This window comes from Nonomuraea sp. NPDC002799 (genome assembly GCF_053592075.1).
This window is the reverse complement of the sequence record NZ_JBSFVA010000016.1, coordinates 54,295-77,514: the sequence shown is the minus strand read 5'-3', so window position 1 is coordinate 77,514 and position 23,220 is coordinate 54,295. Positions and strand designations below refer to the sequence as shown.

The window sequence follows — 23,220 nt, the reverse complement described above, 5'->3', positions numbered from 1 at the left end:
CCGTCTACCTTCAGTACCGAACACCTGTGCGACTGGAGGGTGACGTGATTGCTTCTGAGCGATTCGAGCGTGCCGCCGTGTTGGGGGTGGCTGTGGCTGAGGAGACTCGGCGGTTGTTGAGGCTGCACCTGGTGGCGTCGGAGGGGGAGGCGGCCGATGGCACGGTGCTCGTCGACGTGCCCTATCCGGACGCGGCCGTGGTGACGGCGTTGCTGGACGTGGCGGCCGAGTGTTTCGGGGAGCGCGGTGATTCGGTCGAGGAGACCAGGCAGGCGGCCCTGGAGACGTTGTTAAAGCTGGCCGACTTCGACAACGAATCCCAGCTCCGCCCGGGATAGGCCCCCCGGGGGACAATGGGGTCGCTGTCCGGAAGGTGTCTCGGTTACCGTCCCATCATGCGCATTGTCTCGGTGAACGTGGGCACTCCGGTCGAGGCGGGGTGGGCGGGGAAAGACGGGCGTACGGCGATCGACAAGCGGGCGGTGACGCACCGGGTGGCGGTGCTCGCCAACGGGCTCACCGGTGATGGGCGGGCCGACCAGGAGCACCACGGCTCGCTTGATCAAGCCGTCTACGCCTACGCCAGGGAGGACTACGACTGGTGGGAGCGCGAGCTCGGCCGGGACCTGCGTGACGGGCGGTTCGGGGAAAACCTCACCACGTCCGGTCTCGACGTCAACGGGGCCGTGATCGGGGAGTTGTGGCGGGTCGGCAGTGTTGTGCTGGAGGTGAGCGGCCCCCGGATACCGTGCGTGGTGTTCCGCAACTGGATGGACGAGCCGGGCTGGCTCAAGAGGTTCACGCAGGCGGGCCGGCCGGGGGCGTACCTGAAGGTGGTCGAGCTGGGGGAGCTGGGCGTGGGCGACGAGGTGGAGATCGTGTCGCGGCCCGAGTCCGGGGTGACGGTGCGGGAAGGGTTCCGGGCCTGGCACGGGGACAAGGACGCGCTGCGCGCCATCTTGGCAATACCCGGACACGACCCCCAATGGGATGAGATAGCCGAGCGAGTGCCGGCCGTTGAGCGGATCGGACCGCCGGAGGGGTGACCGGGCGGGCAGGCAGGAAGCGCCCGCCCGGCCAACCTCTCAGCGCAGTACGGAGTACAGCGCCGACGTGAGGGACGCGCGTGAGTCGTCCTGGTCGATCGACCACATCATCGACCCGCCCAGCCCCTTGAGCCGGATGTAGGCCGCCTTCTGCACCAGCACCGCCGGATCGTCGTACGACCAGAACTCGTTCCCGTCGTACAGCCACATGGCCCCGGTCCGCAGATCCCGGTAACGCTTGCCGGGCTTGGCCACCAGGTCCTTGTAGTCCTCGGTGCCAGGTCCCCACTTCCCGGCCGCGGGGCCGGTGGCGGGCTGGTAGAGGCCGTCGCCGCCGCCGGACACCCCGGTCCAGCCCTGCCCGTAGGCCGGCACGCCGACCACGAGCTTGCGGCCGGGGGCCCCGCGTGACAGGTAGTCGCGGACGGTCTGGTCGACGCTGTACTTCACCGGGTTGGGATCCCGCCGGTCGTTGAGCAGGTTGCCGTTGTGCCCGGTCTGCGGCTCCCAGGTGCCGTGCAGGTCGTACCCCTGAACGGTGGCGAAGTCGAGCTGCTTGAACACCTTGCGCACCTCGTACCCGGCGTCGATCTTCGCCGCCGCGGCCGGCAGGAAGGCCGAGAGCTGGGAGGTCCGCGAGAAGGCGGTGAGCTGCGCGCGCAGCTCCTCGGTGAACAGCGTGAAGTTCCGCTTGTCCTCGGGGCGGATGACGTTCCCCTCGGCGCCGGACGAGCCCGGCCACTCCCAGTCCAGGTCGATCCCGTCGAACACGCCGGCGCCCGCACCCGCCTCCAGGCCCGGCAGGTCGCCGCGCAGCCACAGGTCGACGCATGACCGCGCCAGCGCGCTGCGGGACTCGGGGGTGAGAACGGCGTCGGAGAAGTACTTGGAGCCGGTCCAGCCGCCCAGCGAGATCAGCACCTTGAGGCCGGGATGCTTGGCCTTGAGCTTGCGGAGCTGGTTGAGGTTGCCGTTGAGTGCCTGCCCCGGCGCGTCCGCCACCCCGTCCACGCTCTGCTCGGCCGGCACCGGCCGCTGCCAGTCCGCCCACGGGTCCGCCGAGTAGCAGGCGCCTTCGGCGCTCACGAACCCGAACGCGTAGTTCAGGTGGGTGAGCTTGGCCGCGGCGCCTGTGACGTCCACGTCCTTGACGTGGTAGTTCCGCCCGTAGACGCCCCATTGGATGAAGTACGCCACCCGCTTGAAGCCGGAGTGGGCCTCGGCGGGCACGGAGACCGCCGTGCATCCGAGTAACAGCGAGAGCGCGATCAGGATCTTCTTCTTCACGGGGCGTCTCCCGGGGGGTTCACTTATAGGAAACTTTCCTATAAGTGAACGCGATCGTAGAGCGGCTCCTCCTAACCGTCAACGATGCGGGCCACCTCTTCGGGGCTGGACAACACCGACCAGCCGTAAGCGGGGTCGGAGAACAGCGACAACACCAGGTCCGCCACCTCCTGCCGGGTCGCGCCGGCCTGCAGCAGGGCCATGACGTGCGGGGGCGGCGGCCGCAGGAAGGCGTTGGTCCAGTCGGTGACGGGCGCCGCCGCCTCCCACATCCGCTCGGCCGTGGTGCGGCCGAAGGCGACGTCGTACGGGCCGCCGGCCGCGATGGCGTCGGCCGCGATCCAGGCGCAGGCCGAGCCCAGGTTCGCCCCCTGGCCGGTCAGCGGGTCGTTGGTGATCCACGCGTCGCCGACGGCCAGGGCGATCCGCCCGCCGGACAGCTCGGCCACCGGCACGCGCACCGTCGGGGTCACCGCGCCCTGCAGCAGGTCGTCGGGCCCCAGCAGCTCGAACTCCGCCTGCTCCACCCGCTCGGCCAGCCGCGGCGCGTGCTCGGCGAGCAGCGGGAGCAGCGCGTCCGCGACCTCGGCCGCGGGCAGCCGGGAGAGCGGCTCCAGCGGCCCGCCGGGGATCCCCTCGACCAGGACGCTGGAGGCCAGGCCGTGCCTGGTCAGCGTGGGCATGCGGAAGATCTCCCCGCAACCGGGCGAGATGTTGTAGCTGAAGACGGCGCCGAGGTCGAGCCCGTAGTACAGGCCGGCCGTCAGGATGCGCTGCGGCCGGTCGTACGGCGAGCGTGCCGCGTCGCGCGGGAACAACTCCGCGACCGAACGCCGTCCCGCCGCCACCACCATCAGCTCGTGCCCCTGCGACCAGCGATCCACCTGCGCCGCGTCCGGCGCGGCCGCCACCACGGCGATCCGGCCGCCCCGCCGCTCGAAGTCGTCCATGAACGCGGGCAGCAGCAGCCGGAAGTCCACCGAGTGGAACGGCTCGGCGACGTTGGCGACGAACTCCAGCGGCGGATCCCCCTTGATCGACAACTTGGCGGCGGGCATCAGGCTCCCCGGCTCCCTGAAGTGCGCGCTGCCCAGCTCCCGCTCGCGTGCCTGCGTGTGGCCCATCCTGCCCACGGTGTTCGGGAGCCGCCCGGCGCGCAGCGCCCCGGCGTCGTGCTCGGTGTAGAGGGTGACGTCGACCCCCAGCTGCTGCAGGCGCAGGGCGAGCGTCAGCCCTGAGATCCCCGCGCCCGCGATGCCGATGCCTGGCATGCGAATCTCCCTTTTTGTCGGTTATGACGTCTCGGTGGACGCCCCGGGGCTTGCAGTTGGATTGGAGCACCCTTGCGAGCCGGGCAGACTGGAGGTGTGCCATCCACCCTGCCTGACGGCGATCCCGCGCCCGCCTCCGGCGAGCTGCCCGACAGCGCCCTGAGCGGTCTCGGCGAGCGTCCGTTCGGCTTCTACGTGCACGTGCCGTTCTGCGTGACGCGCTGCGGCTACTGCGACTTCAACACCTACACCGCCGCCGAGCTGGGCCCAGGAGCCTCGCACCGCGACTACGCGGACACGGTGGTCGAGGAGCTGCGCCTCGCGCGCCGGGTCCTGGGCACGGCCGATCTGCCGGTGGAGACGGTGTTCTTCGGCGGCGGCACGCCCACCCTGCTGCCTCCCGAGGACCTGGCCAGGATCCTGGCCGCGATCGACTCCGAGTTCGGGCTGCGGCCGGGCGCCGAGGTGACCACCGAGGCCAACCCCGAGTCGGTGGACCCCGCCTATCTGGACAAGCTCCGGCACGGCGGCTTCAACCGGATCAGCTTCGGCATGCAGAGCGCGCGCGAGCACGTGCTGCGGGTGCTCGACCGCCGGCACACGCCAGGCCGGGCGGCGCTGGCGGTGAAGGAGGCGCGCGCGGCGGGGTTCGAGCACGTGAACCTCGACCTGATCTACAGCACGCCGGGCGAAACCGACGACGACTGGCGGGCCTCGCTGACCGCGGCGATCGAGGCCGGTCCCGACCACGTGTCGGCGTACTCGCTGATCGTCGAGGAGGGCACCAGGCTCGCGGCCCGGATCCGGCGCGGCGAGCTGCCGATGCCCGACGACGACGTGGCGGCCGACCGCTACCTGATCGCCGACGAGATGCTGGCCGAGGCCGGTTTCCACTGGTACGAGGTGTCCAACTGGGCCACCTCCGAGGAGGCCCGCTGCCGCCACAACCTGCTTTATTGGACCGGCGGCGACTGGTGGGCCGCCGGGCCCGGCGCGCACAGCCACGTCGGCGGCACCCGCTGGTGGAACGTCAAGCATCCGGCCGCCTACGCCCAGCGGCTGGCGGCGGGCGCCTCGCCGGCGCACGCGCGCGAGGTGCTCGGCCAGGACGATCGTGACGCCGAGCGGCTGATGCTGGAGCTCCGGCTGGTGTCCGGCTATCCGCTCGCCGAGGTGGCGCCCGCCGGGCGTACGGCCGTGGCGAGCGCTCTGGCCCGCGGGCTGCTGGAGCCCGGGGCGTTCAGATCGGGCCTGATGGTGCTCACGCTCCAGGGCCGGCTGCTGGCCGACGCCCTCATCAGGGACCTGCTGGTCTAGGTGATCAGGCGGATGGCGAACGGGTAGCGGTAGTTCTCGCCCCTGTTGGTGGCGATGGCGGCCTGGATGTGGAAGATCAGGGACACGATCCAGACCACGGGCAGCAGGAGGGCGCCGATGAAGACGACGACCAGGATGCCCGACACGATGTAGCCGATGAACATCGTGATCTGGAAGTTGAGCGCCTCGGCGGCCTGGTCCCTGACATAGGGGGACTCGTCCTTCTTCATCAGGTAGATGATCAGCGGGCCGACCCAGGAGACCAGCAGGCCCAGGAGGTGCGAGAGCATCGCCATGGTGGTGTCGTCGGTGCCTCGGCGCGGGCCGTACCTGCCGGGGATGTACGGCACGCCCGGGTGCGCCGCGTAGCCGGGCTGCTGCTGGTGCTGCGGGCCGCCGTAGCCGGGCGGAGGGCCGTAAGTGGCCTGCTGTCCGTAGCCGGGCGGCGGTGGCGGCTGACCGTAGCTCGGCGGCTGCTGCCCATAGCCAGGCTGCTGCCCATAGCCGGGTTGCTGTCCGTAACCAGGCTGCTGTCCGTAACCGGGCTGGGAGCCGGGCTGCTGTCCATAGCCGGGCTGAGAACCGGGTTGCTGACCGTAGCTCGGCTGGGAGCCCGGTTGCCGGCCGTACCCGGGCTGCTCGCCGTAACCGGGCTGCTGGCCGGAGTCGGGTTGCTGAGGGCCGGATCCGGGCTGGTCCGGCGGGATGTCCGAACGGGACACGCGGCGGGTGTAGTCGTCGCCGGCCGGCGGCTGCGGGGGGTCCTGGCTCATGATGCCTCCGTTACGAAGTCGATCAGTTCCTCGACCCGGCCGAGCAACTCCGGCTCCAGGTCCGTGTACGTCGAGACGGCCCCGAGAATCCGCCGCCACGCCTGCGCGGGCTCCACCCGCCAGCCCAGGGCGGCGATCACGCCCTCCTTCCACGGCACCCCGCGCGGCACGTCCGGCCAGCCGGGGATGCGGAGCACGGAAGGCTTCACCGCCTGCCAGACGTCGATGTACGGATGCCCCACCACGAGCACGTCGGGCGAGGTGATCCGGGCGGCGATCCGGCTCTCCTTGGAGCCGGGGACGAGGTGGTCGACCAGCACGCCCAGCCGCCGTCCCGGCTCGGGGCCGAACTCCGCCACGATGGCGGGCAGATCGTCCACGCCCTCCAGGTATTCGACCACGACCCCTTCGACCCGCAGGTCGTGGCCCCAGATCTTCTCCACGAGGGCGGCGTCGTGCACACCCTCCACGTAGATCCGGCTCTCCTTGGCCACCCTGGCCCGCAGGCCCTCCACCGCGACGGAGCCCGACGCGCTGCGCCTCGGCGCCGCGGGGGCGGCGGCCGGGCGTACGAGCGTCACCGTCTTGCCGTCCAGCAGGAACGCGGCGGGCGCGAGCGGGAACAGGCGGCGCTTGCCGAACCGGTCTTCGAGCGTGACGGCCTCCTTGTCACAGGCCACCACGGCGCCGCAGAAGCCGCTGTCGGCGTCCTCCACGACCAGGTCCGGCTCTGCGGGCACCTTCGGGATCTTGCCCTTGCCCGGTCGCCGCCAATTCCCCGCCAGCACATCGCCCTCGTACACACGGGGACCGTAGCAAATCACCCGCCGACCGCAAGGCGCTTGCGGGCGCCGCTCCGGCGCATCAGGACGACGACGGTGCCCACGATGGCGATGAGCAGGCCGGCGCCGGGGATCAGGAACAGGAAGGCCACCCCGCCGACCAGCCCGCCCGCGGCGGCGGCCAGCTCACGGCCGACGCCGTAGCGGACGCTCGCCTGCTCCTGCGTGGTGCAGGTGAGCTGGTAGTCGCCCTTGGCGGGCGCGTTGATGACGAGGATCTGCTCCCATACGGTGCTGCCCATCGTCACCGTCTGGGAGCCCGTGGTCTTGGCGAGTTTGGCCTGGCCCGGCCCGCCGGAGATCTGGCACTGGTAGTGGACGACCGCGTCGCTGGCCAGGTAGATCGCCGGCTTGTTCGCGGGATCGATGGAGACCGTCACGCTTTCGCCCGACGCGAACGTCTTGGTGGGAGCCAGCGCGGACACGCTGCTCATCACGCCGTTGGCGAACAACGCGATGCCGACGCCCGCGCACACCACGGCCACCAGCCATACCAGGGCGATCCACCACAGCCGGGGCTTGATGGCTTTGGCGTCGATGCGTGGCGGGAACTGGGGCTGGCCATACTGTCCGTACTGGGGTGCCTGCCCGAACGGCGCCTGGCCGGGCGGCGGCGGTCCGTAGCCGCCCGGAGCCTGACCGTACTGCGACGGCGGCGCCCCATAGCCCTGCTGAGGGCCGTAAGGCGGCTGAGAGCCTCCCTGCGGGCCGTAACCAGGCTGCGAGCCAGGTTGGGGGCCATAAGGCGGCTGAGAGCCTCCCTGCGGGCCGTAACCAGGCTGCGAGCCAGGTTGGGGGCCATAAGGAGGCTGAGGGCCAGGCTGGGGGCCGTAGCCGGGCTGAGAGCCCGGTTGGGGCCCGTAGCCGGGTTGGGAGCCAGGCTGAGGGCCGTAGCCGGGAGGGGGGTCGGGCTGGGAGCCTGGGGGAGGAGATTGCGGAGGTGGCGGCTGCTGACCGTGGTACGGACCCTGCCCTGGCGGCGGGCCGTACGACGGGGGCTGGGAATCGTCGGTCATGTGCGCAAGTGTGAGGCCTGTCGCTTGTAAGTGGCTAGCAGCAGGATGACACCCGGTGTTATCGCACCTTGTGAGCGGGAGCCGTACACTTGGCACTCGGGAACACAGAGTGCTAGACATCGCGTTCCCCGGCAAGGGCAGAGGCAGGAGGTGAGCACGTGCTCGACGATCGGAAACTTGCGGTGCTCCGCGCCATTGTCGAAGACTACGTGTCCACCAACGAACCGGTGGGCTCCAAGGCGCTGGCGGAGCGCCACAACCTCAAGGTCTCCCCGGCGACGGTCCGCAACGACATGGCGGCGCTGGAGGAGGACGGCTACATCACCCAGCCGCACACCAGTGCGGGCCGGGTGCCGACCGACAAGGGCTATCGGCTGTTCGTCGACCGGCTCTCGCAGGTCAAGCCGCTGTCCTCGGCCGAGCGCCGGGCCATCGAGACGTTCCTCGCCGGCGCGGTCGACCTCGACGACGTGGTCACCCGCACGGTCCGGTTGCTCGCGCAGCTCACCAGGCAGGTGGCGGTCGTGCAGTATCCGACGCTGACCCGTTCGACGGTCAGGCACGTCGAGATCGTGCCGCTCACCGACCGGCGGGTCATGCTGGTGCTGATCACCAACACCGGCCGGGTCGAGCAGCGCGTGATCGAGCTGCCCGAGGTCGTGGAGGACACCCGCATCGCCCACCTGCGCGCGGTGCTCAACGCCTGCCTCGACGGCTGCGGCCTGAGCAACGTGCCCGAACTGGTCGCCGACCTGCCGGAGCGGTTGCCCGTGGAGGACCGCCCGGTGGTGGCCACGATCCTGTCGGTGCTGCTCGAAACGCTGGTGGAGCGGCACGACGAGAAGATCGTGTTCGCCGGCGCGGCCAACCTCGCGGGCGCCGACTTCACCGTCGGCCTGCGCGACGTGCTCGAAGCACTGGAGGAGCAGGTCGTGCTCATGCGGCTGCTCGGCGAGACTTCCACAGACACCCCGTCCGCGCTCACCGTGCGAATCGGCGCCGAAAACCCTTACCTGCGCGGCACATCCATCGTCGCGACCGGATACGGTTCTGGCGACAACCAACTGGCCCGGCTAGGCGTGCTGGGTCCCACGAGGATGGACTACCCCGTGACGATGGGCGCAGTACGCGCGGTGGCACGCTACGTCAGCCAGATCCTGGCTGCATCATAAGAGGTCGATAAGTGGCAAACAGCGACTACTACGCCACCCTCGGGGTGCGGCGTGACGCCAGTCAGGACGAGATCAAGAAGGCTTATCGCCGACTCGCCCGCGAGCTGCATCCCGATGTGAACCCTGATCCTGAGACCCAGGAGCGGTTCAAGGAGATCACGCAGGCCTACGAGGTGCTGTCCGACCCGAACAAGCGCCAGATGTACGACGTGGGCGCGGATCCCTTCGGCGGCGCCGGAGCGGCCGCCGGGGCCGGCGGGTTCGGCGCGGGTTTCCCGTTCAGCGACATCATGGACGCCTTCTTCGGCACCGCGGGCGCCACCAGGGGGCCTCGTTCGCGGGCCCGCAGGGGCCGCAACGCGACCATCCGGGTCGAGCTGGACCTGCGCGAGACGGCGTTCGGCACCACCCGTGAGCTGGTCGTCGACACGGCCGTGATCTGCGAGGTGTGCCATGGCGCCGGAGCCGCGGCCGGCACCCATCCCGACACCTGTGACATGTGCAGCGGGCGCGGTGAGATCTCCCAGGTCACCCGCTCGTTCCTGGGCCAGGTGATGACCTCGCGGCCGTGCCCGCAGTGCGGTGGGTTCGGCACGATCATCCGTCACCCCTGCCAGGAGTGCGCCGGCGACGGCCGCGTGCGGACCCGCCGGACGATCAAGGTCCGCATCCCCGCGGGCGTCGAGGACGGCACGCACATCCAGCTCGCCGGCGAGGGCGAGGTCGGCCCCGGCGGCGGGCCGCCGGGAGACCTGTTCCTGGAGATCGTCGAGCGCCCGCACGAGATCTACGAACGGCGTGGCGACGACCTCCACTGCACCGTCCAGATCCCGATGACGGCCGCCGCGCTCGGCACCGTGCTCGCGGTGGAGACGCTCGACGGCACCGAGGAGATCGACGTGCGCCCCGGCACGCAGTCGGGCCAGGTCATCACCATGTACGGGCGGGGCGTCCAGCGGCTCAACGAGTCCGGCAGAGGCGACCTGCTGATCCACGTCAACGTGGAGACCCCCAACCGGCTCGACCCGGCGCAGGAGGAGCTGCTCCGCGAGCTTTCGCGGCAGCGGGGAGAGGAGCGCCCGCCGGGTAAGTTCGCACCGGGGCAGCAAAGTTTTTTCTCCCGCCTGCGTGACGCCTTCAACGGTAGGTGACACGTGACCGTCCCGGTGTTCCTGGCCCAGGAGCTGGACGGTGCGGAGCTCACGCTCGACGGCCCCGAAGGGCACCACGCGGCCTCCGTGCGGCGCCTGCGGGCCGGCGAGCGGGTGGATCTGACCGACGGAGCGGGCGCCGTCGCCGAATGCGTCGTCCGTGAGGTGCGCAAGGACGCGCTCCGGCTCGACGTGATCGGCCGCTACCGGGTCGAGGCGCCCGCACCACGCCTGATCGTGGTCCAGGGGCTGCCCAAGGGCGATCGGGGCGAGCTGGCCGTGGAGATGATGACCGAGGTGGGCGTCGACGTGATCGTGCCCTGGGCGGCCGCGCGCAGCATCACCCAGTGGAAGGGCGACCGGGTCGCCAAGGCGCTGGGCCGCTGGCGCGGCACGGCACGCGAGGCGGGCAAGCAGGCCCGCCGGTTCCACCTGCCCGAGGTGACGGAGCTCGCCTCCACGGCGAAGGTCGAGGAGCTGCTGGGCGGCGTGGCGCTGGGGCTGGTGCTGCACGAGGAGGCGGCCGAGCCGCTGGCCGGGGTGGCGCTGCCCGCGGGTGGCGACATCGTGATGGTCGTGGGGCCGGAGGGGGGCGTCTCGGAGGAGGAGCTCGCCAGGTTCAGGGCGGCCAAGGCGGTGCCCGTGCTGCTGGGGCCGACCGTGCTGCGTACGTCCACGGCCGGGGTCGCGGCGGCGGCCGTGCTGCTCACGCGCACGGGACGCTGGTAACGACGCTGACAGGCAGGACGCCGCCAAGCGGGCGGATCGCCGTCAGGGCGTGGTCTGGGAGTCGATCAGCGGGCTGATCACGTCGGTGGGGGTGTCCGTCGCGTCGCCGGGCGGGCACTCCTCGGGAGGGCAGGCCGTCGGCTGCCCGGTCGTCTCCTCCACCGTGGGCGTCGGCGTGGGAGAGACCGCCGGGCAGTCCTCCGGCGGTTCGGCCTCCTCGGACGCGGTGGACGGGCACTCCTGCGGCGTGGAGCTGATGCTCTGCGAGGGCCGGCTGGTCGAGTCGGCCTTCCTCGTGGGCCGTGGCGACGCGGGCCGCGAGGTTTCGGGCGGCACGATGACGGCCGGCTGGTCGGGGCTGGGCTCCTCCGGCGGCGGCTGCTGGGAGCGGGTGGTGGAGGAGTTGGAGGGAACCTCGGAGGTCTCGTTGCCCGCGGGCGCGACAGGCCGCTGATCGATGATCTGGGAGCGCAGCTCCGGAACGGCCATCACGATCGTTCCGGCGACCAGCAGGGCGCTGACGGCGGCCGCCCCCGCACGCCACCAGAACAGGTTGCGGACCCCGCGCCGGTCGATGCGGGCGCGGATGATCTCCAGTCCTTCCGGCGAGGGCACGACCGCGTCCGCCTCCGCGCGGAGCGCACGGCGCAGGAGGTCACCGTGCTCGTCGGGGGGCTGGATCATGACATTTTCTCCAGAACGGATCGCAAGGCGGCCATGCCACGGGCGGTGTGGCTCTTGACCGCGCCCTTGCTGATGCCCATGGCGTGGGCGATCTCAGCTTCGGACAAGTCACCGTAGTAACGCAGGACAAGTGCTTCTCTCTGCCGGGTCGGCAGGGACCGTAACGCCTCGATGACCGCGGAGCGTTCCAGCTCGCCGATCGCGCCGTTCTCGGCGCTGGGGGCGTCCGGCAGGCCCTTGGGAGCATACTTCTCGACGACCGCGCGGTGACGCAGCACGGAACGGGACCGGTTGACGACAGACTGACGAAGGTAGGCGAGTGCTTTGTCGGGGTCACGCAGCCTGCGCCAGGCACCATGGATGGCGACGAACGCATCCTGCACGACTTCCTCAGCGGTTGCCATGTCACGCACGAGCAACACAGCGAGACGCACCAACGACCGAAAGTGCGCGCTGTACAGCGCGGTAACAGCCATGTCGGCATCCCACCCGACCGGCACCGCCCCCATCGACCTGTCGGCCAGAAGGGTTTCGGTGGTCACATCAGTGGGACGCGCGGCCTTCCCGATGGGTTTACGCTCTTCCGGTTCTTGCGGTTTCCCCGGTTCCTTAGGGTGCATTACCCAGTCGTGTCCTCGGCAGGTGGCGCTCGCCCGACCCTGAATCGTCTTTTTTGCTGAAGTGTCGCACACACACCCTAACTGTGTTGATCTTCCTGTGCACGACGCGGCGGATTACCGATTCGCAACGGACTCGCTCGCGGGCGGCCCCTCGATAGGGTGCCGGTGTGAGCGACTGTCTATTCTGCAAAATCGTCGCCAAGGAGATCCCCGCCGAGATCGTCCACGAAACCGGCAGGACTCTGGCGTTCCGCGACATCAACCCGCAGGCTCCCACGCACGTGCTGGTCATCCCGAAGGAGCATCACGCCGACGCGGCGGCGCTCGCCGAGGCCGACGACGGGCTCGCCGACGACGTGCTGAAGGCCGCCCACGCGGTCGCCGTGCAGGAGGGCGTGGCCGGCGGCGGCTATCGCGTGGTCTTCAACACCGGTCTCGGCGCCGGTCAGACCGTCTTCCACGTGCACGCCCACGTCCTGGGCGGGCGCGACCTGACGTGGCCCCCGGGTTAGCCGGCGGGCCGGCCGCCCGTCCGAAACGTACGCCGATGGCGAGGTCACCGCTCCGATGACCGGCCGCGGTGATATTGGCGCGAGCAATCCGCCTGGTCCCGGCTACGATGGTCGGAGAAGAACACCGAAAGAGACCGGGAGGCATCAGGCCACTGGCCTGCCCATGTCCGAACTACACGAATCCCGACGCACGGCACCTCCCTCGCGCACTCAAGCCAAGGTGCTGATTCCGGACGAATACCCGATGGTCAGCCTCCTGGGCTCCCGTGACGAGCTGCTACGCGTCATCGAGGGCGCCTTCAGGGCCGACATCCACGTGCGGGGCAACGAGATCACCGTCACCGGCAGCCCGGACGAGAGCGGCACGGTGGTGCGGCTCTTCGAAGAGCTCGTCGAGGTGCTGCGCAGCGGTGGCGAGCTCACCCCCGACGCGGTCGAGCGCAGCATCGCCATGTTGCGCATGACCTCCGACCGCCCCGCCGAGGTGTTGTCGCTCGACATCCTCTCCTCGCGCGGGCGGACCATCAGGCCGAAGACGGTCAACCAGAAGCGCTACGTCGACGCGATCGACCAGCACACGGTCGTGTTCGGCATCGGCCCGGCGGGCACCGGCAAGACCTATCTCGCGATGGCCAAGGCCGTGCGGGCCCTGCAGGAGAAGCGGGTCAACCGCATCATCCTGACCCGTCCCGCCGTCGAGGCCGGCGAGCGGCTGGGCTTCCTGCCCGGCACGCTCTACGAGAAGATCGACCCCTACCTGCGGCCGCTCTACGACGCCCTGCACGACATGGTCGACCCCGACTCGATCCCCAAGCTGATGGCCGCGGGCACGATCGAGGTCGCGCCGCTGGCCTACATGCGCGGGCGCACACTCAACGACGCCTTCATCATCCTCGACGAGGCGCAGAACTCCTCGGCCGAGCAGATGAAGATGTTCCTCACCAGGCTCGGGTTCAACTCCAAGATCGTGGTGACCGGTGACGTGACGCAGGTCGACCTGCCCTCCGGCACGGTGAGCGGGCTCCGTGTCGTCCAGGACATCCTCGACGGCATCCCCGACATCCACTTCGCGCACCTGTCCAGCGCCGACGTGGTCCGGCACAAGCTGGTGAGCGACATCGTCGACGCCTACGGGCGCTACGACGCGATGCAGGAGCCGAAGCGCATCCAGCAGCAGCAACAACGGGGGAAGCGGCGGGTGAGTGACCGTGAGCATTGAGATCAACAACGAGTCGGGCGTCGAGGTGGAGGAGGAGAAGCTCTCCGCCCTGGCCGCCCACGTGCTCGGTGAGCTGGGCATCAACCCGCTCGCCGAGCTGTCCGTCGTCGTGGTCGACGAGGACGCCATGGCCGAGCTGCACGAGAAGTGGATGGGCGAGCCGGGCCCGACCGACGTCCTGGCGTTCCCGATGGACGAGCTCCGTCCTGGCGGGGGCGCGCGCGGCGACGCCGAGACCCCGGCCGATCCCGCGCTTCTCGGCGACGTGGTGCTCTGCCCGCACGTGGCCGCCAGACAGGCGGAGGAGGCCGGTCACAGCACCTCCGACGAGCTGGAGCTGCTGTGCACCCACGGCATCCTCCACCTGCTCGGCTATGACCATGCCGAGCCGGAGGAGCACAAGGAGATGTTCGGCCTGCAGGCCCGGCTCCTCGAGTCGTGGCAGGAGGTGCGCAACCCGCGGTGAACGCCTGGTTGTTGCTGGCCATCGTCCTCGTGATCATCGGTGGCCTTATCGCCAGCGCGGAAACGGCACTGACGCGCATCTCCCGGGTGCGCGCCGAGGAGTATGTCCGCGAGGGCAGGCGGGGCGCCGAGCGGCTCCAGGCCATCGTGACCGATCCGCCGCGCTACCTCAATCTGCTCCTGCTGCTCCGGCTGAGCTGCGAGCTCGTCGCCACGGTGATCGCGACGCTGCTGTTCATCGATCTCATGGACGACCAGGGCTGGGCCTACGTCTGGGCCGCCGTCGTGATGATCGTGATCAGCTATGTGGTGGTCGGCGTCATGCCGCGCACCCTCGGCCGCCAGCACGCCGAGCCGGTCGCGCTGGCCAGCGCCCCCATCGTGTACGGCCTGACGCGCATCTTCGGCCCCCTGCCCAAGCTGCTCATCCTGCTGGGCAACGCCCTGACCCCGGGCAAGGGGTTCCGCGACGGCCCGTTCACCTCGGAGGCCGAGCTGCGTGACCTGGTCGACCTGGCCGAGGAGCGCAGGGTGATCGAGCCCGACGAGCGCGAGATGATCCACTCGGTGTTCGAGCTGGGTGACACGCTGGTGCGCGAGGTCATGGTGCCGCGCACCGACATGGTCTACATCGAGCGGGCCAAGACCATCGACCAGGCGCTGTCGCTGGCGCTGCGCAGCGGTTTCTCCCGCATCCCGGTCGTGGGCGAGAACGAGGACGACGTCATCGGCATCGCCTACCTCAAGGACATCGCCCGCAAGATCCACGAGGCCGGCGAGGGCGGGGGCAAGGACACGGTCGAGTCGATCATGCGCTCGGCCGCGTACGTGCCCGAGAGCAAGCCCATCGACCAGCTCATGCGGGAGATGCAGGCGCGCCAGATCCACATCGCCATCGTCATCGACGAGTACGGCGGCACCGCCGGCCTGGTCACGATCGAGGACGTGCTGGAGGAGATCGTCGGCGAGATCACCGACGAGTACGACCAGGAGGCGCCCCGCGTCGAGACCATGTCCGACGGCGGCGTGCGGGTGACGGCCCGCATGCCGGTCGACGAGCTGGGCGAGCTGTTCGACGCCGAGCTCGAGGTCGACGACGTCGAGACCGTGGGCGGGCTGCTCGCGCACGCGCTGGGCCGGGTGCCGATCGCCGGATCGCAGGCGGAGGTCGCGGGGCTCACCCTGACGGCCGAGAGCCTGGCGGGGCGGCGCAACCGGATCAGCACCGTGGTCGTGCGCCGCGTCACCTCGGCCGAGGAGGACGCCGTGCCCGCCACCGCCGAACGCGACTGACCTGCTGGATATATGCGGTCAGAAGCCGCAAGTGTTCTACAAGTCTTCTGCAAGCCGGGTCCGGCACTCTCTTAACACGACATCCAGTGCGGTGGGTGTCACAGGGAAACATCCCGACGCCGGGTGGGGTTCGCGGCGGAAGGATGTTCCCCGGGGGGGCGACAGCGTCTCGGCCTGTTGGACGGGCCGGATGCGGGTCGGCGTAAAGGGTGTTCTCGTCCGGAAAACCGGATGAGGGCACCCTTTTTGCTTGTTGCGGAGACTTCGGTGGATTGCCGCATTCGTCGCTGGGGCACGCTGCGACAAGGGGGGATCATGAAACGAAGACCGTGGATCATCGCATGCGCCCTGCTCACCGGCGTGCTCGCCGGATGCGGGGGCGAGGGGGCCGAAAGCTTCATCGACGTGCGCGCCATGGCGCAGTTGCGTGAGGCGCTCAGCAAGGAGCCGCCGCTGCCGGACGGCTTCACGGCCAGGCCCGAAATGGCCTGGCGGATCCCGTTCAGGCAGTCGGACCGCAACTGCAGCGCCGTGCTGGAGTCCGCGGGAGGGCAGGCGCCGAGGCACGCGCTGACCGCCCAGGCGGCGGTCAGCTATCACGGCGACGCTCTGGGGGAGCAGGCCGGAGTGGGCCTGGCGCGGTACGCGGGCGCGGAAGCGGAAGAACACCTCGACGAGCTGGCCAGGGCGCTGGAGTCTTGCCGCGAGGTGCGTACGCCCGGCGGCACCGAGCTGCGGACGCAGGAGCTGCGGATCGGCGAGGCCGGCGACGAGACCGTGGGGGCGCGGCTGCACGGCCGGCTGAACGGCTATCCCTACACGATGGACGTCGTGTTGTCGCGGGTCGGCGACACGCTGGTGTCGGTGGTGCACACGGGCATGAACGACGTGGACGCCGCGCGTACCAGGAAGGTGGTCGAGGCGGCCGTGTCCATGGCGAGCACCTGAGCGCTTAACCTGGTGCCCGTGACTCTCGATCCTGAAGACAGCAAGATCATCACATTGGCCCGGGCGGCCAGGGCACGCAACGGCTCCGCGGAGGGCGCCGCCGTCCGCGACGAGACCGGCCGCACCTACTCGGCCGCCAACGTGGCGCTGTCGGCGCTGACGTTGTCGGCGGTGCAGGTGGCGGTGGCCATGGCGATCTCCAGCGGCGCCCGGACGCTGGAGGCGGTCGCGCTGGTCGGCGAGGGCGGACCGAGCGCCGCCGACGAGGCCGTGGCCGCCGAGCTGGGCGTCAAGGCGCTGCTCGTGGCGGGCCCCGACGGCACGTTGCGGGGCTGACGTGCCCATGTCGCCGTTCCTGGCCAGGTTGCGGGAGAAGGTCGGCTCCGAGCTGCTGATGTTGCCGTCGGCGTCCGGGTTCGTGTTCGACGACGCGGGCCGCCTGCTGGTGGCCCGCCACGGCGACGTGGGCCTGTGGGGCGCGCCCGGCGGCGGCATCGACCCCGACGAGCGCCCCGAGGACGCCGTGGTCAGAGAGCTGCGCGAGGAGCTCGGCATCGGCATCGAGGTGCGGGGGCTGATCGGCGTCTACGGCGGCCCGGAGTTCCGCACGCTCTACCCCAACGGTCACCAGGTCGGCTACGTGATCGCCGTCTACGGCGCCACGCTGGTCTCCGGCGTTCCCGAGCCCGACGGCGACGAGATCACCGACTGCCGATGGGTGACGGAGCAGGAGCTACCCGGGCTCCGCACGACCCCGTGGACACCTCTCGTGGCACCTCTGGCGTTCACCTGGTGGCGCGAACACGCTCCTCGATGAGTCACAATGCAGTACGTGACATCGCCAGACAGCCATCGCGCCGGATTCGCCTGCTTCGTGGGAAGGCCGAATGTCGGCAAGTCCACCCTGATGAACGCCATGGTCGGCGCGAAGGTGGCGATCACCTCGTCCAAACCGCAGACCACGAGACGCGTCATCAGGGGCATCGTGCACCGCCCCGACGCCCAGATCATCGTCGTCGACACGCCCGGCCTGCACCGTCCGCGCACACTTCTCGGCGAACGCCTCGACAGCCTGGTGCTGTCCACGTTGACCGAGGTCGACGTGATCGGCTTCTGCGTGCCCGCCAACGAGCCGATCGGCAAGGGCGACCGGTTCATCGCCGACAAGCTCGCGGCGGTGAAGAAGACGCCCGTGGTGGCCGTGGTGACCAAGTGCGACCTGGCGACCAAGCAGCAGGTCGCCGAGCAGTTGCTGGCGGTGTCGCAGACGGCGGAGTTCGCGGCGATCGTGCCGGTGTCGGCGCAGGCGGGTGACCAGCTCGACGTGCTGGGCGACGTGCTGATCGAGTACCTGCCCGTGTCGCCGCCGCTCTACGAGGGCGGCCAGCTCACTGACGAGCCCGAGCAGGTGCTGGTCGGCGAGCTGATCCGGGAGGCGGCGCTGGAGGGCGTGCGCGACGAGCTGCCCCACTCGATCGCCGTGGTGGTCGACGAGATGTTGCCCCGCGAGGGGCGCGACGACCTGCTGGACATCTACGCGCACATGTTCGTGGAGCGGCCCTCGCAGAAGGCGATCGTCATCGGCCACAAGGGCGAGCGGCTGCGCGACGTGGGCACCAGGGCCCGCAAGCAGATCGAGGCCCTGCTGGGCACACGCGTCTACCTGGACCTGCGGATCAGCGTCGCCAAGGACTGGCAGCGCGACCCGAAGCAGCTACGCCGCCTCGGCTTCCACGACTGATCGTCAGGCGCGGCGGGGTGCTCGCCGAGACGGCTGTTCGTCAGGGCGTGCCGGACGGTTGATCGTCAGGCGCGGCGGATCAGGGCCAGGACCGCCAGCACGACCACGGCCAGTGCGCTGGCCAGGGCCGCGAACCAGCCGCCCCGGATCACCGGCGCGATCGACAGCAGGTTGCCGAGGTCGACGGAGAACCGGTCGCGCAGCCCGCTCCCGTCGGTCACGAACATCACCAGTGTCAGCACCGCCACGCCCCCCGGCAGCACGGCCAGGGCGGCGAGCCGGGGCCGGCCGAGCACACCGGCCAGGCCGCAGGCCAGCGCCACCAGCCCGGCCACCAGCGTGTAGACGCCGAACGCGCCGTCGATGCCGCGGACGTCGCCGGCCACCCCGGCGCCGATGAGGTCGCTGCGCGCCTCCAGGGCCGCCCACGGCAGAATCGCGCAGAACGTCAGGAGCGCTCCGGCGATCACCACGGCCAGCGCGTAGCCACGATGGGTCCTCGGTCGCGTGGGGTGAAGATGGTCGGCCACACGATCACTGTAAGCCGGGCACGCGCTCGCCACCACCGTACGCAACGGAGTCGTCACCATCGCCGGCGGCCACGCGCTCGCCCCACTCCAGCCGGGCGCGGAGCTCGACCGCGTCGGCGGCCAGCGCGGAGACCAGCGTGCCGGGACCGGCCAGCGGGAGCACCGCCACCCCTTCGGCCACGACCGGCTCCTTCACCGACGTGGTGAGAAAGGTGTTGCCGACGCAGCGGGCGCCGCCGTAGACGGCGGGGGAGGAGTCGAGGGCCGGGTCGCCGACGGTGAACTCCTGGCGGAGCAGCGGCACGCCGTCGCGGGTGGCGTCGAAGCGGGCGTGGCAGCGGCCGGGCCGCTCGCCGTACCGGCCGAAGACGATCTCCTCGCGCCAGAGCACGGCGGCGTCCGGCGCCAGCGTCAGGCGTACCAGGAGACGGTGCTCGCAACCGGCGGCGAGCACGGTGGGCTCCGGCGTGAAGCGGAGTGTGGCGCCCGCGCCCACCCGCGCGGTGACCAGCAGCTCGGACGCGCCCTCGCCGGGCAGGACCAGGGTGCTCGCGACCGAGCCGAGCTCCAGGGTGGTGCGCGGGGCGACGTCCAGGTCCAGGGCGAGACGGTCGCCGCCGAGCGGGCCCGCCGCCGTGGAGACGAGGTGCACCGTGCACGGACCCGTCTGGCGCAGCGTGAGCGGCGGCGCGGAGGCGAGGCGGCGCAGCATGGTACGGCCGTCCGCCGACAGCGCGGTCGCCACGGCTGCCCTGGCCGACATCGCGCGGCGGCCCGGGCTCACGAGATGGGCGCCGCGTGCGCGTGGGACCAGGCGTGCACCTGCTCGGAGACCCAGTCGGCGATGGTCCGCGCGGTCGGCTCCAGCCTGATCGAGGTGAACAGCACCGGCCGCTCCCCGCGCACCGCGGCCGCGTCGCGCGCCATCACGCCCAGGTCGGCGCCGACCATCGGCGCCAGGTCGGTCTTGTTGACGACCAGCAGGTCCGCCGCCGTGACCCCGGGGCCGCCCTTGCGCGGCACCTTGTCGCCGCCGGACACGTCGAGCACGAAGATCTGCCGGTCGGCCAGCCCCCGGCTGAACGTGGCCGTCAGGTTGTCGCCGCCGCTCTCCACGATCACCAGGTCCAGCGGGCCGAACCGGTATTCCAGGGTCTCCACGGCGTCGAGGTTGGCGGCGATGTCGTCGCGGATCGCGGTGTGGGGGCAGCAGCCGGTCTCGACGGCGAGGATGCGCTCGCTGTCGAGCACGCCCGCCCGGCGCAGGAAGTCGGCGTCCTCGGTGGTGTAGATGTCGTTCGTCACCACGCCGAGGGACAGCGCCGGGCCCAGGGTTCGGCAGAGCGCGGCGACCAGGGCCGTCTTGCCACTGCCGACCGGGCCGCCCACCCCGAGCCGCAGCGCCCGGCCGCGGCCGTCGGGAGTGTGGTGGCGATCGTCGTGATTGGCGCCCATGGCGTCAGGGGTCCTTTCCTAGGAGACGAAGAGCCTGACCTCGGCGCGGGCGTGCTGCTCGGCCAGGAGGTCCAGGGCTGGTGCTGAGTAGGCGGGCAGCGCCTCCCAGCTGGGGGCGGCGTCCACGGCGGCGTCCACGGCGGTGTTCGTGGCGGCGTTCATGGCGGCGAGGTGCGCTCGTGCGGCCACGGTCGTGAGGTCGGGAGCGAGGTCGGCCAGGAGCCCGTGCACGGCCACCGGGTCCAACCCCAGGAGCCGGACCGCCGCTGTGGCCGGGCCGCTGATCGCATGGTACGCCGCCGCGAGGGCCGCCTCCTCCGCGCTGGCGCCCGCCGCGTGCGCCACCGCACCGAGCGCGAGCGGATGATGCGGGTTCGGCACGGCCAGCGCGAGCTCGTCCAGGACCGGTGACGGCCACACCCGGCGGGCGACGCGGAGGAGCAGCCGGCCCTGCGTCCTTGCGGCGTGCCGCTGGGCGGGGGCGGCGGTCCTGGCGTCGGCCTCGGCGTCCAGCCCCACCCACCCTTCCGGCCCGGCGCTGGGAAGAGCGGCGTGGGCGCAGGCGGCGGCGGTCAGGGCGGCGGTGACCGTGCCCGCCGTGTGCAGCCGGCCGCGCAGGAAGCGCGCGAGCGACGGCACGTCGTGCACCGCCCCCGACGTGACGGCCTGCTCGGTGCCGCCCGAGTGGGCGTGACCCCCGGCCGGCAGCCGGGAGTCGGTGAGCAGGAGCAGCGCGGGATGCATCAGAAGAGGAAGTAACGCTGGGCCATCGGCAGCACGGTGGCGGGAGCGGGCTCGATGAGCTCGCCGTCGACGCGTACCTCGAAGGTGTCGGGCGCCACCTCGATCCTGGGCAGGGCGTCGTTGAGCGGCATCGAGGACTTGCCGCGCCGGCGTACGTCCGCCACCGGGACCAGCTCGCGGCGGACGGCCAGCCGGTCGGCGAGCCCCGACTCCACCGCGAGCGGCGAGACGAAGTGCAGCGAGGTGGCCGCCGCGGTCACCGGCGAGGCGCCGAACATGGGCCGGGGCAGCACCGGCTGCGGGGTCGGGATGGAGGCGTTGGCGTCGCCCATCTGGGCCCAGGCCACCATGCCGCCCTTGAGCACCAGATCGGGCTTGACCCCGAAGAACGCCGGCGACCAGAGGACGAGGTCGGCGAGCTTGCCGCGCTCGACGGAGCCGACGTCGGCGTCCAGCCCGTGGGCGATGGCCGGGCAGATCGTATATTTCGCGACATAGCGGCGGGCTCGCAGGTTGTCCGCCGGACCGCCGCCCAGCGACCCGTTCCGCGCCTTCATCACGTGCGCCGTCTGCCACGTGCGGATGATCGTCTCGCCGATCCGCCCCATGGCCTGCGAGTCGGAGCCGATCATCGAGATCGCGCCCAGGTCGTGCAGCACGTCCTCGGCGGCCATCGTCGACGGCCTGATGCGGGACTCGGCGAAGGCCAGGTCCTCGGGGATCGACGGGTTGAGGTGGTGGCAGACCATCAGCATGTCGAGGTGCTCGTCGAGCGTGTTGACGGTGTGCGGCCTGGTGGGGTTGGTGGAGGACGGCAGGACGTTGGGGTAGGCGGCCACCCGGATGATGTCGGGCGCGTGCCCGCCGCCCGCCCCCTCGGTGTGGTACGCGTGGATCATCCGGTCACCGATGGCCTTGAGCGTCGACTCGACGAAGCCGGCCTCGTTCAGCGTGTCGGTGTGGATCGTCACCTGCACGCCGGACGCGTCGGCCACGCGCAGGCACGCGTCGATCGCGGCGGGCGTCGAGCCCCAGTCCTCGTGCAGCTTGAAACCGGAGGCCCCGGCCTTGAGCTGCTCCATCAGCCCCTCGGTGCTGACCGTGTTGCCCTTGCCGAGCAGCGCGAAGTTGAGGGGATAGGAGTCGAGTGACTCCAGCATCCGGCCGAGATACCAGGCTCCGGTGACGGTCGTGGCCTTGGTGCCCTCGACCGGTCCGGTGCCGCCCCCGACGATCGTGGTGACACCGGACGCGATGGCCTCGTCGAGGATCTGCGGGCAGATGAGGTGGACGTGGGAGTCGACGGCCCCGGCGGTGAGGATCTTGCCGTTGCCCGCGAGCACCTCCGTGGAGGGCCCGATGACCAGGTCGACGCCGTCCATGGTGTCGGGGTTGCCGGCCTTGCCGATGGCGTGGATCCGGCCGTCGCGGATGCCCACGTCGGCCTTGATCACGCCCCAGTGGTCGAGGATGACCGCGCCGGTGATGACCAGGTCGGCCGCGCCTTCGGCCCGGGTGGTCCGCGCCTGGCCCATGGACTCGCGGATCACCTTGCCGCCGCCGAAGACCGCCTCGTCGCCGGCTCCCGAGGGGCCCATCGACCGGTCCTCGGTGACCTCGACGAACAGGTCGGTGTCGGCCAGCCGGATCCGGTCGCCGGTCGTGGGCCCGTAGAGCGCCGCGTAGCGGGCGCGCGAGATCTCAGCCATCGAGCGGCCCCGCCCATTCCGCCCGCAGGCCAGGCACCACGCGGTGGCCGGCCAGCGGCACCAGCGTCACGTCGCGCTCGACGCCCGGCTCGAACCTGATCGCCGTGCCGGCGGGCACGTCGAGCCGCAGCCCCCAGGCGGCCTCCCGGTCGAAGTCCAGCCCCGGGTTGACCGCCGCGAAGTGGTAGTGCGAGCCCACCTGCACCGGCCGGTCCGCCGTGTTGACCACCCGCACCGTCACCCGCTCGCGCCCCGGGTTGAGCACGATGACGCCCTCGGGGTGGACGTACTCGCCGGGGATCACGGGATCGGCCTGTGGACGGTGACGAGCTTCGTCCCGTCGGGGAAGGTCGCCTCGATCTGTACGCTGTCCAGCATCTCGGGCACGCCCTCCATGACGTCGGCCCGGGCGAGCACCGACCGTCCCGCCTCCATGAGGTCGGCCACGCTGCGGCCGTCCCTGGCGCCCTCCATGAGGAAGGACGCGATGATGGCGGTAGCCTCGGGATGGTTGAGCCGCAGGCCCCTGGCCTGCCGCTCGCGCGCCACCCCGGCGGCGACGTGGATGAGCAGCCGCTCCTGCTCGTGTGAGGTAAGCCGCATGGCCGGACCATAGGAACCGGCGGTTTCGTCGCTGTTGCCGGCGGATGTCGTGTTGGTTTCGCGCTGCGATGAAGCGCCACATGTCGGGTTATG

28 protein-coding genes are annotated in these 23,220 nt (G+C 71.0%); 14 read left to right on the top strand and 14 right to left on the bottom strand.

The features are described 5' to 3' along the window. Positions 1 to 113 precede the first annotated feature (113 nt). Both ACWD0F_RS27270 and ACWD0F_RS27265 read left to right on the top strand, forming a co-directional pair. Positions 114 to 338, top strand: coding sequence for a hypothetical protein (locus ACWD0F_RS27270; RefSeq protein WP_449880124.1), 225 nt, complete (start codon positions 114 to 116; stop codon positions 336 to 338). A gap of 57 nt (positions 339 to 395) precedes the next feature. Next, positions 396 to 1,046, top strand: coding sequence for an MOSC domain-containing protein (locus tag ACWD0F_RS27265; protein ID WP_449880122.1), 651 nt, complete (start codon positions 396 to 398; stop codon positions 1,044 to 1,046). 39 nt (positions 1,047 to 1,085) lie between these two features. On the opposite strand, the gene ACWD0F_RS27260 is transcribed toward ACWD0F_RS27265, so the two are convergent. After that, positions 1,086 to 2,333 carry a glycoside hydrolase family 18 protein gene (locus tag ACWD0F_RS27260; protein ID WP_449880121.1) on the bottom strand — a complete coding sequence of 416 codons (1,248 nt, stop codon included), beginning with the start codon at positions 2,331 to 2,333 and terminating at the stop codon, positions 1,086 to 1,088. A gap of 71 nt (positions 2,334 to 2,404) precedes the next feature. Next, complete coding sequence (locus ACWD0F_RS27255) at positions 2,405 to 3,604, bottom strand: styrene monooxygenase/indole monooxygenase family protein (RefSeq protein WP_449880119.1); 1,200 nt, start codon at positions 3,602 to 3,604, stop codon at positions 2,405 to 2,407. A gap of 96 nt (positions 3,605 to 3,700) precedes the next feature. Between ACWD0F_RS27255 and hemW the strand changes: the two genes are divergently transcribed. After that, the gene (gene hemW / locus ACWD0F_RS27250; protein ID WP_449880117.1) at positions 3,701 to 4,921 is read left to right on the top strand and encodes a radical SAM family heme chaperone HemW; all 1,221 of its coding nucleotides are present in this window, start codon (positions 3,701 to 3,703) and stop codon (positions 4,919 to 4,921) included. Here the strand turns inward: hemW and ACWD0F_RS27245 are convergent. From ACWD0F_RS27245 to ACWD0F_RS27235, 3 genes are read right to left on the bottom strand one after another with little or no spacing between them, the layout of a single operon-like run. Further along, on the bottom strand, positions 4,918 to 5,694 hold the full coding sequence (locus ACWD0F_RS27245; protein ID WP_449880115.1) for a DUF4870 domain-containing protein: 777 nt from the start codon (positions 5,692 to 5,694) through the stop codon (positions 4,918 to 4,920). The genes hemW and ACWD0F_RS27245 overlap by 4 nt on opposite strands. Beyond that, positions 5,691 to 6,497 carry a DUF3097 domain-containing protein gene (locus ACWD0F_RS27240; protein ID WP_449880113.1) on the bottom strand — a complete coding sequence of 269 codons (807 nt, stop codon included), beginning with the start codon at positions 6,495 to 6,497 and terminating at the stop codon, positions 5,691 to 5,693. The genes ACWD0F_RS27245 and ACWD0F_RS27240 overlap by 4 nt, the downstream gene beginning before the upstream one ends. Positions 6,498 to 6,514: 17 nt before the next feature. After that, the gene (locus ACWD0F_RS27235; RefSeq protein ID WP_449880111.1) at positions 6,515 to 7,021 is read right to left on the bottom strand and encodes a hypothetical protein; all 507 of its coding nucleotides are present in this window, start codon (positions 7,019 to 7,021) and stop codon (positions 6,515 to 6,517) included. A 689-nt stretch (positions 7,022 to 7,710) separates the two neighbouring features. Between ACWD0F_RS27235 and hrcA the strand changes: the two genes are divergently transcribed. Genes hrcA through ACWD0F_RS27220 form a run of 3 tightly spaced genes read left to right on the top strand, consistent with a single transcriptional unit; the run spans position 7,711 to position 10,604 of the window. Further along, positions 7,711 to 8,724 (top strand): heat-inducible transcriptional repressor HrcA, encoded by a 1,014-nt coding sequence (gene hrcA / locus ACWD0F_RS27230; RefSeq protein WP_449880109.1) that lies wholly within the window; start codon positions 7,711 to 7,713, stop codon positions 8,722 to 8,724. 11 nt (positions 8,725 to 8,735) lie between these two features. After that, positions 8,736 to 9,875, top strand: a complete 1,140-nt coding sequence (gene dnaJ / locus ACWD0F_RS27225; protein ID WP_449880107.1) for a molecular chaperone DnaJ — start codon at positions 8,736 to 8,738, stop codon at positions 9,873 to 9,875. 3 nt (positions 9,876 to 9,878) lie between these two features. Beyond that, positions 9,879 to 10,604 carry a 16S rRNA (uracil(1498)-N(3))-methyltransferase gene (locus ACWD0F_RS27220; protein ID WP_449880105.1) on the top strand — a complete coding sequence of 242 codons (726 nt, stop codon included), beginning with the start codon at positions 9,879 to 9,881 and terminating at the stop codon, positions 10,602 to 10,604. A 42-nt stretch (positions 10,605 to 10,646) separates the two neighbouring features. On the opposite strand, the gene ACWD0F_RS27215 is transcribed toward ACWD0F_RS27220, so the two are convergent. Then, entirely contained in the window at positions 10,647 to 11,288 is a 642-nt protein-coding gene (locus ACWD0F_RS27215; protein WP_449880103.1) for a hypothetical protein, read from the bottom strand. Further along, a complete protein-coding gene (locus ACWD0F_RS27210) occupies positions 11,285 to 11,797 on the bottom strand; it encodes a SigE family RNA polymerase sigma factor (RefSeq protein ID WP_189145064.1) in 513 nt (170 codons plus the stop codon). Before ACWD0F_RS27210 ends, ACWD0F_RS27215 begins: the two co-directional genes overlap by 4 nt. A 278-nt stretch (positions 11,798 to 12,075) precedes the next feature. Here ACWD0F_RS27210 and ACWD0F_RS27205 point away from each other — a divergent pair, with 278 nt between their 5' ends. From ACWD0F_RS27205 to era, 8 genes are all read left to right on the top strand, one after another. Beyond that, positions 12,076 to 12,420, top strand: coding sequence for a histidine triad nucleotide-binding protein (locus ACWD0F_RS27205; RefSeq protein WP_449880101.1), 345 nt, complete (start codon positions 12,076 to 12,078; stop codon positions 12,418 to 12,420). A gap of 163 nt (positions 12,421 to 12,583) precedes the next feature. Continuing rightward, on the top strand, positions 12,584 to 13,639 hold the full coding sequence (locus tag ACWD0F_RS27200) for a PhoH family protein (RefSeq protein ID WP_449880099.1): 1,056 nt from the start codon (positions 12,584 to 12,586) through the stop codon (positions 13,637 to 13,639). Continuing rightward, positions 13,629 to 14,105, top strand: a complete 477-nt coding sequence (gene ybeY / locus ACWD0F_RS27195) for an rRNA maturation RNase YbeY (RefSeq protein ID WP_449880097.1) — start codon at positions 13,629 to 13,631, stop codon at positions 14,103 to 14,105. The genes ACWD0F_RS27200 and ybeY overlap by 11 nt, the downstream gene beginning before the upstream one ends. Next, positions 14,102 to 15,397, top strand: coding sequence for a hemolysin family protein (locus ACWD0F_RS27190; protein WP_449880095.1), 1,296 nt, complete (start codon positions 14,102 to 14,104; stop codon positions 15,395 to 15,397). Before ybeY ends, ACWD0F_RS27190 begins: the two co-directional genes overlap by 4 nt. Positions 15,398 to 15,712: 315 nt before the next feature. After that, complete coding sequence (locus tag ACWD0F_RS27185; protein WP_449880093.1) at positions 15,713 to 16,345, top strand: hypothetical protein; 633 nt, start codon at positions 15,713 to 15,715, stop codon at positions 16,343 to 16,345. Positions 16,346 to 16,363: 18 nt separating this feature from the next. Beyond that, on the top strand, positions 16,364 to 16,681 hold the full coding sequence (locus ACWD0F_RS27180; RefSeq protein ID WP_449880091.1) for a cytidine deaminase: 318 nt from the start codon (positions 16,364 to 16,366) through the stop codon (positions 16,679 to 16,681). 7 nt (positions 16,682 to 16,688) lie between these two features. Further along, positions 16,689 to 17,162: an NUDIX domain-containing protein gene (locus tag ACWD0F_RS27175; RefSeq protein WP_449880384.1), complete on the top strand. Its 474-nt coding sequence runs from the start codon at positions 16,689 to 16,691 to the stop codon at positions 17,160 to 17,162. A gap of 6 nt (positions 17,163 to 17,168) precedes the next feature. Then, positions 17,169 to 18,086 carry a GTPase Era gene (era, locus tag ACWD0F_RS27170; protein ID WP_449880089.1) on the top strand — a complete coding sequence of 306 codons (918 nt, stop codon included), beginning with the start codon at positions 17,169 to 17,171 and terminating at the stop codon, positions 18,084 to 18,086. A 65-nt stretch (positions 18,087 to 18,151) separates the two neighbouring features. On the opposite strand, the gene ACWD0F_RS27165 is transcribed toward era, so the two are convergent. Genes ACWD0F_RS27165 through ACWD0F_RS27135 form a run of 7 tightly spaced genes read right to left on the bottom strand, consistent with a single transcriptional unit; the run spans position 18,152 to position 23,127 of the window. Continuing rightward, entirely contained in the window at positions 18,152 to 18,616 is a 465-nt protein-coding gene (locus tag ACWD0F_RS27165; protein WP_449880087.1) for a hypothetical protein, read from the bottom strand. A 4-nt stretch (positions 18,617 to 18,620) separates the two neighbouring features. After that, the gene (locus ACWD0F_RS27160; RefSeq protein WP_449880085.1) at positions 18,621 to 19,400 is read right to left on the bottom strand and encodes an urease accessory protein UreD; all 780 of its coding nucleotides are present in this window, start codon (positions 19,398 to 19,400) and stop codon (positions 18,621 to 18,623) included. Beyond that, a complete protein-coding gene (ureG, locus tag ACWD0F_RS27155; protein WP_449880083.1) occupies positions 19,397 to 20,071 on the bottom strand; it encodes an urease accessory protein UreG in 675 nt (224 codons plus the stop codon). Before ureG ends, ACWD0F_RS27160 begins: the two co-directional genes overlap by 4 nt. An 18-nt stretch (positions 20,072 to 20,089) precedes the next feature. Further along, entirely contained in the window at positions 20,090 to 20,815 is a 726-nt protein-coding gene (locus ACWD0F_RS27150) for an urease accessory protein UreF (protein WP_449880081.1), read from the bottom strand. After that, positions 20,815 to 22,524: an urease subunit alpha gene (locus tag ACWD0F_RS27145; protein ID WP_449880079.1), complete on the bottom strand. Its 1,710-nt coding sequence runs from the start codon at positions 22,522 to 22,524 to the stop codon at positions 20,815 to 20,817. Before ACWD0F_RS27145 ends, ACWD0F_RS27150 begins: the two co-directional genes overlap by 1 nt. Beyond that, on the bottom strand, positions 22,517 to 22,828 hold the full coding sequence (locus tag ACWD0F_RS27140; protein WP_449880077.1) for an urease subunit beta: 312 nt from the start codon (positions 22,826 to 22,828) through the stop codon (positions 22,517 to 22,519). The genes ACWD0F_RS27145 and ACWD0F_RS27140 overlap by 8 nt, the downstream gene beginning before the upstream one ends. Then, complete coding sequence (locus ACWD0F_RS27135; protein ID WP_449880075.1) at positions 22,825 to 23,127, bottom strand: urease subunit gamma; 303 nt, start codon at positions 23,125 to 23,127, stop codon at positions 22,825 to 22,827. The genes ACWD0F_RS27140 and ACWD0F_RS27135 overlap by 4 nt, the downstream gene beginning before the upstream one ends. Between the last annotated feature and the right edge of the window lie 93 nt (positions 23,128 to 23,220).